Raw genomic sequence first — 12348 nt, 5'->3', positions numbered from 1 at the left:
TTGGCTGCGCCCCGGCGTCAGTCGCCCGCGCCGGCATTTTCGGCGACAAAACGCTGGTATCCTTTGGCGCGCAGGTCGCAGGCCGGGCAGACGCCGCAGCCATAACCCCACGCATGGCGCGCGCCGCGTTCGCCCAGATAGCACGTATGGCTTTCTTCGATGACAAGATCGACAAAATCCGGTCCGCCAAGGTGCTTTGCCAGTTGCCAGGTGGCGGCTTTGTCGATCCACATCAGCGGCGTTTCCAGTACGAAACGCTGCGCCATGCCGAGATTGAGCGCTACCTGCAGGGCCTTGATCGTGTCGTCGCGGCAGTCTGGATAGCCGGAAAAATCCGTTTCGCACATCCCGCCGACGATATGCCGGAGATCGCGCCGATAGGCCAGCGCCGCCGCGAAGGTCAGAAAGATGAGATTTCTGCCCGGCACGAATGTATTGGGCAGGCCGTTTTCGGACATCTGGATCTCTATGCCGCGCGTCAGCGCCGTGTTCGAAACCTCGCCGAGCGCCGCCAGCGAGATCGTATGGTCGTCGCCGAGCCGGTCTGCCCATTCCGGCTTGAGCTGCCTCATCCGCGTACGCAATCTATCGCGGCAGTCAAGTTCGATGCGGTGGCGCTGGCCATAATCGAAGCCAACTGTTTCGACGCGGGAGAATCTGTCGAGTGCCCAGGCCAGACACGTTGTCGAGTCCTGACCGCCGGAAAAAAGTACAAGAGCGCCAGATGACATGTCGGATGATTTCCCTGATGAATCCAATCTTGTTCCGGATGGGTGAGGCACGCAGCAGTTTTCTGCAAGGGCAAAATTGGCTGCGGCTATGCCGTCCGCCTGCGCTCAATCATACCAATCGGCACGGGTTGGCGGCAGGCCGGCCGAGCCTTTTGTCTTGCGCGAGGCCAGCGTCTGAAAAATGCCGACAGAGCCGCGCTCGAAGGCCAGAGCGCAGCCCGCCAGATACAGCAGCCAGATGCGCAGCTTGGCCGCGCCGACCTCGGCTTCCGCCGCCTCGCGGCTGCGGTAAAGGCGCTCGCACCAGGCGCGCGTGGTGCGGCCGTAATGTTCGCGCCAGCCTTCGACATCGTGAATTTCAAAGCCGTGCCGTTCGAGATTGGCGAGCGACATGCCGATATGATCAAGTTCGCCGCCGGGGAAAATATAGGTTGTGATGGCGCGATATTGCGAATTCTGGCGGCGGAAGGATTTGTCGTCGCGTTTGGCCGGCCGGGCGATGGCATGGTTGAGCAAGAGGCCGCGCGGGCGCAGCAGGTTGAACATCTGGCTGAAATAGGCCGGATGATTGTCGATGCCGACATGTTCGAACATGCCGATAGAGGCGATCTTGTCGAATGTTCCGGTGACGGCGCGAAAATCCCGCAATTCCACTTTCACGCGGTCGCTCAGCCCGAGCCTTTCTATTTTCGCCTGCGCAAATTCAAGTTGTGCCTGACTCAGCGTCACGCCATAGGCCTGCACCCCGTAATGTTGCGCGGCATGGCAGACCAGCCCGCCCCAGCCGCAGCCGATATCGAGGAAGCTTTCACCGGGAGCGAGGCGCAGTTTCCGGCAGATCATGTCCAGCTTGGCTTTTTGCGCCTCTTCCAGCGAGGCGTCCCAGCGCGGATAATAGGCGCAGGAATATTGCATTTCCGGATCAAGAAAAAGGCCATAAAACTGGTTCGACAGATCATAATGGAACTGTACAAGCGCTTTGTCGTCGCGTCCGGCATCGGCTTTGGCTGCAATCTGGCCGGTAAAATCATGCCGTTCGCTGGCTCTGGCTGAACCGAACAGGAATGGAAGCGCGTTTTTGAGCAGTAATCTTTTGTTGAGGCGGCGGAACAGCCGTTTTGTCTCCATCTCTCCGCGCCGCGCCATGATGTCCAGCAGCGTGCCGCCTTCAAAGTCGATCTCGCCATCCGCAAAGCACCTGATCAGCGTGTCGAACCTCGGCCGCCTGACCAGCCGCGTCAGAGCGACGGGCGTGGTGATCGCGATGCCATATTCCGATGGCGGGCGCTTGCCCAGCGGCAGGCGCGATCCGTCCCAGAGCCGGACATAAAGATCGGAATTGATGAGTTCCGCGACATGGGCAATGATATTTTTTGCGGCTGCGAGGCGTTTGTCTGTTTGATGCGGCATTCACGACTCTCGGCATTCTGGATTGGCGGCATAAAGCGCGATTATCGTCTGATTTTCCGCGCTTAGCCAGTTCAAACGCAAGCTGGGTTCAGCTTAATTCGTTGCGCGCCGGATTGTGCCTTCCAGTTTGGTTGCCCGGGCAATGGTATTTGAAATTGTTCCATATTTTCTGATATTTGTGTGCAGGAGCGCGAGCCGCTGATCCGTTTCGTCGGTTGCGACGATAATCTCGTAATCAATCGCGCTCAGGGAGGGTGGCACATCCTCACGCACGCCGTGGAGCCGGATCTCCACGCCGCTGAACCGGAAATGTATCATTGGCGCAACCCGCTCGATGCCTTTGATCATGCAGGCCGCGACGGCGGCCAGCAGAAGTTCTGCGGGGTTGAAGGCATCGGGGCGGCCATTCATGTCAGTATCAAGGATAATCATCGCATCCTTGGTGCGCGCTTCGCTGCCGTGTTGATCAAGGCGACGGGCCTGGACGTGATATTCAAGCATGGAGAATTATCCCTTTTACTGGCGAGATGCGCGGGTCGCAGCGCTTTGGCGCTGTACGGCGCGTTGCCCTGCTGATGTCTATGCCTTGTATTGCGCGTCGCTGACATGCTCCAGCCAGTCCACGGCCTTCCCGTTCAGCGCTTCCTGAATGGCGATGTGGGTCATGGCGGTGGTTGGTGAAGCGCCGTGCCAGTGTTTTTCCCCCGGTTCAAACCAGACGATATCGCCGGGGTGGATCTCTTCAATCGGGCCGCCCTCGCGCTGCACAAGGCCACGGCCCGCAGTGACGATCAGAGTCTGACCGAGCGGGTGCGTGTGCCAGGCGGTGCGCGCACCCGGTTCGAATGTGACGCTGTTGCCTGCGGCGCGGGCAGGTTCGCGGGCTGGAAATAATGGGTCTATCCGCACAGTGCCGGTAAACCAGCCGTCCGGTCCTTTGGCTGATGGTTGCGCGCCAGCTTTTGTTATCTGCATGATATTGTTCTCCTTCTGCGATGTGCGGCCTCCGGCCAGCGGCGACTATTCGATCCGCTTACATGTGCGTCGACAGCGCAAGTCCGGCGCAGGTATTCAGGATACTATACAGCGCTCTTTGCCGGCCAGCGACATCGAACGCACGCGGTGACCGCCTGTTCTGAGGACGGGCATACTCTGCGGACAAAGGCGTCGGCGAAGTTTGTTTGAGCCGGACGGGCTCTGCAGACTGATTTGCCCGGCCGGGCGACCAATCATCCTGCAAAGCCGATGTGCCGGACGTCTGACCTCAATATTTTGTATAAAAATTTTCCATTCTGGCGAAAAGCGACAGAGACAATTGAAGTCTCACGGAAGATTTAGATGAAAATGCGTTTTTTAGGCTTATCAGCTCTATTTTTAATCAAATTTTCACTATGAATGCCGAATGAATAGTCATGTTGTCCCCGGCGCGTCGTGAGTTTCTTGCGCGGCTGATGACGAAATATTTTGAGGAATAATTAGCCGTGGGACCGGTTGCCGGTCGCAGGTCATGTCAGGGCGAAAAATGGGAATTTCTGGAATTTCGCTGCGACCCTTCGCGACAGGCGAGGTTGCGTGTTTTGGAGACGTCCAGAACAAGCCGAAAACGATATCGTCCCGTCTGAATCAACTCGGAGCAGGTTTCGTCGCGGCCTTGCCGGCAGTGATCCTGCTGGCGGCGATGTGGTTGCTCACACGCCCGAATCTGGTGCTTACGGGCAACGCCTACTATTATGCTGTCGATGCGTTGCACGATATGGGCCGGGGAAATTTCAGCGGCGATTTGTACCTGCAATTTGGGTCTCAGGATCAGTTCACCGTATTCAACGCCATTTATGCGCCATTCATCCGTCTGTTCGGTCTGAACGCGGGGAGTGTGGTGATGCTTATCATCGGCCACCTGATCTGGCTGAGCGGGCTGGTTTATCTTGCCTCTGTTTATTTCGTCGACAAGAAGGTGCTGCCTTATGCGGTTCTGCTCACGCTGGCCTTGCCGGGCGGAATTGTCTTTCAATATGGTGAGCCATCGCTGTCTCCGCGTGTTTTTGCCGAAGGGCTGAGTTTCTGGGCAATGGGTGCGATGTTGCAGGGGCGAATGCTCTTGCCTATCGTCATTCTTGGCCTGTCGGCCGTTCTGCATCCGCTGATGACCTTGCCGGGTCTGGCTATTTTTTATCTTTATCATGCGACCAGAAGCCGGCTCTGGTGGCTTTTGCCTCTTGTCAGCTGCGCCATTTTCAGCGCGCTCATCATCGGAGATTTTCAACCTTTCGTGCGGATCACCGAGATATTTGACCCGGTTTGGCTTGATGCCGTTCGCACACGTAATTTTGTCTGTTTCATCACGTCCTGGTCTGCGCACGAATGGGCTCAATTTGCTGAGACAGCGATCCTTGGCGTGCTGGCATGGGTCTATCGGACGGAGGGACAAGGACGGCTGCTGGGCTTAAGTTTTTTTGTCGGGCTGGCGGGGATAATGATCAGTCTTATCGGGGCGGATTATTTTCACAATGTGCTTGTCACTGATATCCAGCTGTGGCGGGCCACCAAGATTGCCGCTGTGCTCGTTCACCTTCAGTTTGGCGCGATCCTCGCCCATTGTCTGGCTCGCCCCAGGATATTGTCCCTCAATAGTAGTTTGCTGCTGTTGTTTTCGGTCTTCCTGCTTATTCTCTCGCGCCTTTTTAGTGAATTGGCGATCGAGCCGGCAAATCTGATCGCCATTTTGGTGCTGTGTGTCGCGGTCTTTCTGTGCCTGTTCGAGAAGGACCGGCTTTTTCAGGCTCCGCGTGTCATCAGGCTTGTTGTCATCGGCGTTGTTTGTGCTGCGAGCGCTGCGGATCTGTATTTCGTGCTGAGCCTGCGCAGTCTTCTGGGTACATCCGGAAGCATTGTGGATCAGATCGCCCGGAACAACGAGCTGATCGTCTTTTGCTTCATTACCGGATTGATTATTCTGTATCGCTCGGCTGACTCATCGCGGTCTCGCCTGTTCTGGCGTGTATCATTGGTCATGGCGACATTTTGGCTTGTTCTTGCCGGCTATAACTGGGATTGCCGAACCGACTGGCGGAAATCTGTGTTTGATGGCGGAGTGTCTTTTGCCGGAGCGGCGGCCGCGCTGCCGCCGGATGGTCCCATTTACTGGGAAGGCGATCTGGCAGTGCCCTGGTTTGCTTTAGGCCGCGCCAGCTATTTTTCTTGCGATCAGGGCGGCGGTCTGCTGTTTCATCGTGAAACCGCAATAAATTATGCAGCACGTCAGCTCAGTTTTTCTGCTTTGAACCTAAACGATTTTGCCAACAGAAATGTTTGTGCGCCGCCCGGCGCCGAGCTCAAGGCAGATTATGCACTTGCGGATCTGAAGGCTCTTTGCGAGCGGGAGCAACCTCTCGCCGCTCTGGTGCTGCTGCACGGCGCCGTGGATGATCCCGGAACGCTGTGGCGCGCGCCCTACGAATTTATCATGCCGGTCACCGCTGCCGCCGGAGGCTCTGAGCCGGAAGTCATCAGGGAATTCCATATTTATGATTGTAACAGGCTAAGACATTCGTCCGCCTGAATTCCTGGCCTGCGTGTGCGCCGGTCAGGCTGGCATGAGTTCAGCCTGACCGAGAAGGAAGCCGCCAAGCGGCTCGGGAGTGGGCGTGGCTGCGTCGCAGGGCGTGAGTGCCGGGGCCGCGATGGCGCAGCAGCCGATGTTCCAGAACAGATGCTTCATCCGCTCGCGGCGATTGCCCCCTGTTGCCCGCGCTGCCGCGGGCTGCGGCACGGGCAGAACGAAACCGAAGGCGCCGCTGGCCAGACCGCCGCGCTCCAGCCAGTAAGAATCATAATCGGCCCTGATTTGGGCGCTGCGGCCGGTCCACGGGCCGCTGAGCACGTGTTTACTGTTGCTCACGGCGAAAATATGCTGGCTGGCGAGTCGGTGCGCCATGGATTGCAGCACCAGCAGCAGCGCGTCCTTCGGCCGCAAGCCGCCAAGGTCGCGTGTTGCGCGGATGATGGCCTCCTTGCCATTGGCGTAGGGCGGTCCCTGCATGCCGCCGATCGCCAATGTATTGCCGAAGGCGGGGTCTCTGACAAAATTGAAGGTCAGCCGGCAAAGCGCGTGGGGAAAACCGTCCATGTGCAGCGCCAGCGTCAGCTCGCCCTCGTGCCGCGCGCCAGACAGTTCGGACCGGCTCAGCCTGACCTCATAGCGCAATGCGCGGCCTGCGGCATGGCCAAGGCTGCATTCACCCGTCGTCCACAGCGCCTTCAGCGCGTGCTGGTCAAGGACATCCTTCATCATCTCAAAATGCGTGACGAGCAGGCGATAGGCTTGTTGCGATGAATTCTGCCTCAGAAAATAAGTGGAAAGCGATTTCCGGACAAGATCGAGCGGCGGCGCGCCAAGATCATGCGCAGCGCTATATTTTTCGAGAAAGGCGATCCAATCTGAAACAACAGCCCTGTTGAGCAGCGAGCGGCCCAGAAAAGCCAAAGCTCTGCGCGGCCCCATGCGCTGAAAGACAGGCGAGACGTAACGGGAAATCGTAAACATGCGGAGTGCTGAAACCGGGGAATGCAATAATTAAAAAAAGCGTCTAGCGCCTGCAGCAAAGGAATTCAATCTCTCTGTTCTGATCGATCAAACTTCGCATCACCCGCGCCAACATTGCTGTGCAGCTTAAGATATTCACCTTACGTCAAACTTAACAAGCAGCGCATGGTGCTTGATTTCCGTCCGTATTTTCATGTTGCGCGGACAATGTATCTCAGGGATCGCGGAGCGGTAATGCCTCGGCGCTGTTGTGAATGTAAAGCGGAACAAAAAAAGAACTTGCGAAAAAGAACAAAACAGATACATTTGTTTCACGCAAGGCATTTGCATGCAGCTTTACAGTAAACCAAGGGGCTTCATGCAATTGCCTTGCGTAAAGATGCCATACGCGTGCACGAAGCCGTTGCGTCTTTCAAGACTCTCGTGCGACAAGGGGACAAATATGACTCAAGCGAATCTCCGCCTCGTTGAAGGATCGTCCGTGGACAAGACCAAAGCTCTCGATGCCGCTCTCTCGCAGATAGAACGCGCCTTTGGCAAAGGCTCGATCATGCGTCTGGGTAAAAACCAGAAGGCTGTTGAAATTGAAACCATATCCACAGGGTCGATCGGCCTTGATATCGCCCTGGGCGTGGGCGGGCTGCCGCGCGGGCGGGTAATTGAAATTTACGGTCCCGAGTCATCGGGCAAGACCACGCTGACTCTGCATGTGATCGCCGAGGCGCAAAAGTCGGGTGGCGTCTGCGCTTTTGTTGATGCGGAACATGCGCTTGACCCAGTTTATGCGCGCAAGCTCGGTGTAAATCTTGAAGATTTGCTGATTTCACAGCCGGATACGGGCGAGCAGGCGCTCGAGATCACGGATACGCTGGTGCGTTCCGGCGCCGTGGATGTGCTTGTTGTTGATTCGGTTGCGGCGCTGACGCCGCGTGCCGAAATTGAAGGCGAGATGGGCGATGTGCAGCCCGGCCTGCAGGCCCGCTTGATGAGTCAGGCCCTGCGCAAGCTGACGGCCTCGATTTCGCGGTCCAATACGATGGTGATCTTCATCAACCAGATCCGCATGAAGATCGGTGTCATGTACGGCTCGCCCGAGACAACAACGGGCGGCAATGCGCTGAAATTCTATGCTTCGGTGCGCCTCGATATCCGCCGCATCGGTTCGCTGAAGGATCGTGAAGAGGTCGTCGGCAATCAGACCCGTGTCAAAGTTGTCAAGAACAAGGTCGCGCCGCCATTCAAGCAGGTTGAATTCGACATCATGTATGGCGAAGGCATTTCCAAGAGCGGCGAACTGATCGATCTTGGCGTCAAGGCAGGCGTGGTGGAGAAATCGGGTTCCTGGTTCTCTTATGACAGCCAGCGGCTCGGGCAGGGGCGCGAGAATGCGAAAACCTTCCTGCGCGAAAACCCCGATATAGCCGGTAAGATCGAGCGTTCGATCAGGGAAAATGCCGGGTTGATCGCGGATCGTATTCTGGACAATATCGATCCGTCTTCCGTCGATGCCGGAGACGGGGCGGAATAGCGCCGGTACCGGCGATCTTTGGTTTTTCTCGACAGAGACGAGAGCTGTGTTTAAAAAAGGTTCGGGTTTTCAAGCCTGGGCCTTTTTGATTGAAAAAATGTCAAAAAGGATTTGTCAGACAGAAGTTTGTCGCCTTGGGCAGGGTGAAGAGAGAGCAGAGTGCAGCAATGAGCAGTGTGAATGAAATACGTTCGACGTTTCTGGATTATTTTGCCAGAAATGGCCATGAAATAGTGCCATCCAGCTCTCTTGTGCCGCGCAATGACCCGACCTTGATGTTCACCAATGCCGGCATGGTGCAGTTCAAGAATGTGTTTACCGGCGCCGAGAAACGCCCCTACGTGCGCGCGGCGACCGCGCAAAAATGTGTGCGGGCCGGCGGTAAGCATAACGATCTCGATAATGTCGGCTATACGGCCCGGCATCACACATTTTTTGAAATGCTCGGCAATTTCTCGTTTGGAGACTATTTCAAGCCGCTTGCGATAGAGCTGGCATGGAATCTGGTTACCAAAGTGTATGGGCTGCCAAAAGAGCGGTTGATGGTGACCGTCTACCACACCGACGACGAGGCCTTCGACCTTTGGCGAAAGATTGCCGGTCTGCCCGATTCCCGGATCATCCGGATTCCGACATCAGACAATTTCTGGGCCATGGGCGATACAGGACCTTGCGGCCCATGTTCTGAGATTTTCTTCGATCATGGCGACAAAATTCCCGGTGGGCCTCCCGGCTCGCCGGATCAGGATGGAGACCGCTTCATCGAGATCTGGAATCTCGTGTTCATGCAATTTGAAACGCTGGCGGGCGGGGAGCGTATCGGCCTGCCGAAGCCGTCCATCGATACAGGCATGGGGCTTGAACGGATTTCGGCCATATTGCAGGGCACGCACGACAATTACGCCACCGATATGATGCGTGCGCTCATCCGCGCCAGCGCCGAAGCCTCCAATGTCGATGCCGAGGGCGTGCACAAGGTTTCCCACCGCGTCATTGCTGATCACCTGCGTGCATCGTGTTTTCTGGTGGCGGATGGCGTTCTGCCCTCCAACGAAGGACGTGGTTATGTGCTGCGGCGTATCATGCGCCGCGCCATGCGTCATGCGCAGCTGATCGGCTGCAAAGAACCGCTGATGTGGCGCCTTGTGCCCGCTCTGGTGCGGGAAATGGGGCAGGCCTATCCCGAACTTGTGCGCAACGAGGCCCTGATCGCCGAGACGTTGCAGCTCGAGGAAACGCGGTTCCGCACGACGCTGGCACGCGGCCTTGCCATACTTGATGATGAAAGCCGCGGCCTTGTTGCCGGCCAGCAATTGCCCGGCGAGGTCGCATTCAAGCTTTACGACACTTACGGTTTCCCGCTTGACCTGACGCAGGATGCTCTGCGCGCCCGCGACATCGGCGTGGATACGGATGGCTTTTCGGCCGCCATGGCACAGCAGAAGGCCGCCGCGCGCAAGGCCTGGGCGGGTTCTGGCGAGGCGGCAACCGAGGCTGTCTGGTTTGGCGTGCGCGAGACGCATGGCGCGACCGAGTTTCTGGGATATGAGACAGAGCAGGCCGAGGGCGTTGTTTGCGCGCTTGTTCGCGATGGCGTGGTTGTTGAGCAGCTCGCCACCGGTGAAAAGGGCCAGATTATCGTCAATCAAACGCCGTTTTATGGCGAATCCGGCGGGCAGGTTGGCGACAGCGGCGTGATCCGCAATGCGGATTTTACGTTCCGTGTTGATCAGACGGTCAAGAAACTGGGCGATGTGTTCGTTCATGAAGGCGAGATGGTCAGGGGCGCGGCCAGAAATGGCCATGCCGTGGAGCTTCTCGTTGACTCGCAGCGGCGCAGCCGCATTCGCGCGCACCATTCGGCGACCCATCTTCTGCATGAAGCTTTGCGGCAGACACTGGGCGATCATGTTGCGCAAAAGGGTTCGCTTGTCTCGTCGGATCGTCTTCGCTTCGATTTCGCTCATCCGAAGCCCATCACGGATGAAGAGCTTGCCGAAGTGGAGGCCCTCGCCAATAAAATCGTCTTGCAGAACGAGCCTGTGATCACGCGGCTGATGGATCAGCAGGCCGCCGTTACATCCGGTGCGCGCGCACTCTTTGGCGAAAAATACGGCGACGAGGTGCGTGTGGTGAGCATGGGGTCTAATCCGCCCGGCTCCGCCCATGGCAAAGTTTTCTCGGTTGAATTATGCGGCGGCACACATGTCGGCCGGACGGGCGAGATCGGCCTGCTGACGATCGTCGCTGACGGGCCGGTAGCTTCCGGCGTGCGGCGCATAGAGGCCAAAACGGGCGAGGAAGCGCGGCTGCATCTTGCTGCCGAATCGCGGCGTCTGCATGAACTGGCCGGTATTCTGAAGACGCCCGTCGATAAGGCCGCCGAACGGCTCTCCACGTTGCTGGAGGAGCGCCGCCGTCTTGAAAAGGAACTGGCTGAAGCCCGCAAGAAGCTTGCCATGTCGGGCGGCGCGGCCGAAGAGAGCACAGAATTGCTGGGGGACGTCAAATTGCAGAGCCGGGTTATCTCCGGTGTCGACATGAAGGACATGAAATCGCTGATCGACGAGGCCAAGGCCGCGATTGGTTCCGGCGTCGTGGCGTTTGTCAATGTCGGCGAGGACCAGAAGGCCGGTCTTGTTGTCGGCGTTACACCCGACCTGACCGGACGGATCAATGCCGTGGATCTGGTGCGGGCCGGTGCGGCCGCGCTGGGTGGCAAGGGCGGCGGCGGACGTCCGGATATGGCGCAGGCCGGCGGGCCGGATGGCGCCAATGCACAGGCGGCGCTTGCCAGCGTGCGCTCCGCATTGCAGGCTGGACTCGGTCTGGGCGGATGAGGGCCGCGACCCGGCGATTCGGGTTGCGCCTGAGGCGGAGGGTTCACGTCATTCTTGACGATACCCGCGCCTCAGACCGGCTGAGCGTCGCGGTCCACCGTGTTCTCATTTTACTGGTTATCGTAAGTGTCGCTGCGGTGGTGCTGGAATCCGTGCCGCGATATCAGGCCCCATATGGCGATTGGTTCATGGCGGTTGAACTTATCGCGGTGGTGGTTTTCTCCGTCGAATTGCTGCTGCGGGTATGGGCTGCGCCTGAGCAGACGCCGCTGCAGGATCTGCCCTCCTGGAAGGCGCGGCTCAAATTTCTGGCTTCCGCTTCAGCCGTTGTCGATGCCATTTCGATCGCGCCGTTCTATCTGGCGCTCGTCATACCAGCGGATCTGCGCGTCGTGCTTTTGCTGCGGCTGATGCGGTTTTTCAAGCTGGCGCGCTATTCACCGGGCATGCGCTCGCTGATGGCGGCGCTCGAGGCCGAACGGAAGGCTCTGGTGGCCTCCGGCGTGGTGCTGTTCGGCCTTGTGCTGCTGACGGCCTCGGCGATGCATCTGGCCGAACATGAGGCGCAGCCTGACAAATTTGGTTCAATTCCAGACGCGATGTGGTGGTCGGTGGTGACATTGACCACGGTCGGCTATGGGGATGTTGTGCCGTTCACTTTTGCCGGGCGGATTATCGCCAGCGTAACCATGGTCATGGGGCTGATGATGCTGGCCCTGCCCGTGGGCATTATCGCAACGGCCTTCGCCAATGAAATTCATCGGCGGGAATTTGTCGTGACCTGGGGCATGGTGGCCCGCGTGCCGCTGTTTTCCGGTCTCAATGCAACGCAGATCGCCGATGTCATGCGCTATCTGCGGGCGCAGACCGTGCCTGCCGGCACATTGATCGTGCGGCGCGGGGAGCCGGCGCATTCGATGTATTTTATTGCATCCGGAGCCGTGGATGTGGAGTTGCCCGGGGCGCCCGTGCGCCTTGATGAAGGCGAGTTTTTCGGCGAGGTGGCGGTGATGAGGCACACGCGGCGCACCGCATCGGTGCGTGCCGTGGAGCCGACGAAATTGCTTGTGCTCGATGCGCGCGATCTTGCCGTGCTGATCGCACATAATCCGGAACTGGGCGCGCAACTGGAGAAGGTGTTTCAGCAGCGTGTCGCTGCGCGGGCAGAAGGACACCCGCCGGAAGGCGCGGCCCACGTCGATTTTGCGTGGTGGGATTGAAGCCGGCGGGCGCAACTTGGCAGGCAGCCGGTTCTGGCGGATGAGCGGCGCGCGGGACGGACCGCGCGCCTTTTGC

At 58.2% G+C, this 12348-nt stretch carries 9 protein-coding genes; 4 read left to right on the top strand and 5 right to left on the bottom strand.

What is annotated here, in order from left to right; all coding sequences use genetic code 11:
- Positions 1-17: 17 nt before the first annotated feature.
- From queC to AC0N03_RS07545, 4 genes are all read right to left on the bottom strand, one after another.
- Positions 18-731: a 7-cyano-7-deazaguanine synthase QueC gene (queC, locus tag AC0N03_RS07560; protein WP_474288033.1), complete on the bottom strand. Its 714-nt coding sequence runs from the start codon at positions 729-731 to the stop codon at positions 18-20.
- 105 nt (positions 732-836) lie between these two features.
- Positions 837-2141, bottom strand: coding sequence for a class I SAM-dependent methyltransferase (locus tag AC0N03_RS07555; protein WP_474288032.1), 1305 nt, complete (start codon positions 2139-2141; stop codon positions 837-839).
- A gap of 93 nt (positions 2142-2234) precedes the next feature.
- Positions 2235-2642: an OsmC family protein gene (locus AC0N03_RS07550; protein ID WP_474288031.1), complete on the bottom strand. Its 408-nt coding sequence runs from the start codon at positions 2640-2642 to the stop codon at positions 2235-2237.
- A 78-nt stretch (positions 2643-2720) separates the two neighbouring features.
- Positions 2721-3116 carry a (R)-mandelonitrile lyase gene (locus tag AC0N03_RS07545; RefSeq protein ID WP_474288030.1) on the bottom strand — a complete coding sequence of 132 codons (396 nt, stop codon included), beginning with the start codon at positions 3114-3116 and terminating at the stop codon, positions 2721-2723.
- A gap of 547 nt (positions 3117-3663) precedes the next feature.
- On the opposite strand from AC0N03_RS07545, the gene AC0N03_RS07540 reads away from it, so the two are divergent.
- Positions 3664-5700, top strand: a complete 2037-nt coding sequence (locus tag AC0N03_RS07540) for a hypothetical protein (protein ID WP_474288029.1) — start codon at positions 3664-3666, stop codon at positions 5698-5700.
- A 24-nt stretch (positions 5701-5724) separates the two neighbouring features.
- Here the strand turns inward: AC0N03_RS07540 and AC0N03_RS07535 are convergent, their stop codons facing one another.
- Complete coding sequence (locus AC0N03_RS07535; RefSeq protein ID WP_474288028.1) at positions 5725-6684, bottom strand: DUF535 family protein; 960 nt, start codon at positions 6682-6684, stop codon at positions 5725-5727.
- Between the two features lie 442 nt (positions 6685-7126).
- Between AC0N03_RS07535 and recA the strand changes: the two genes are divergently transcribed.
- The 3 genes from recA to AC0N03_RS07520 all read left to right on the top strand — a co-directional run bounded on the left by recA (position 7127) and on the right by AC0N03_RS07520 (position 12272).
- Entirely contained in the window at positions 7127-8212 is a 1086-nt protein-coding gene (gene recA / locus AC0N03_RS07530; protein WP_474288027.1) for a recombinase RecA, read from the top strand.
- Between the two features lie 167 nt (positions 8213-8379).
- Positions 8380-11052, top strand: coding sequence for an alanine--tRNA ligase (gene alaS, locus AC0N03_RS07525; RefSeq protein ID WP_474288026.1), 2673 nt, complete (start codon positions 8380-8382; stop codon positions 11050-11052).
- A gap of 23 nt (positions 11053-11075) precedes the next feature.
- Positions 11076-12272, top strand: a complete 1197-nt coding sequence (locus tag AC0N03_RS07520; RefSeq protein WP_474288025.1) for a cyclic nucleotide-gated ion channel — start codon at positions 11076-11078, stop codon at positions 12270-12272.
- Positions 12273-12348: the final 76 nt, after the last annotated feature.

It is taken from the genome of Methylocystis sp. sgz306128 (assembly GCF_056032725.1).
Note: the sequence above shows the minus strand (reverse complement) of the source record. Positions and strands in the feature narration are given on the sequence as shown.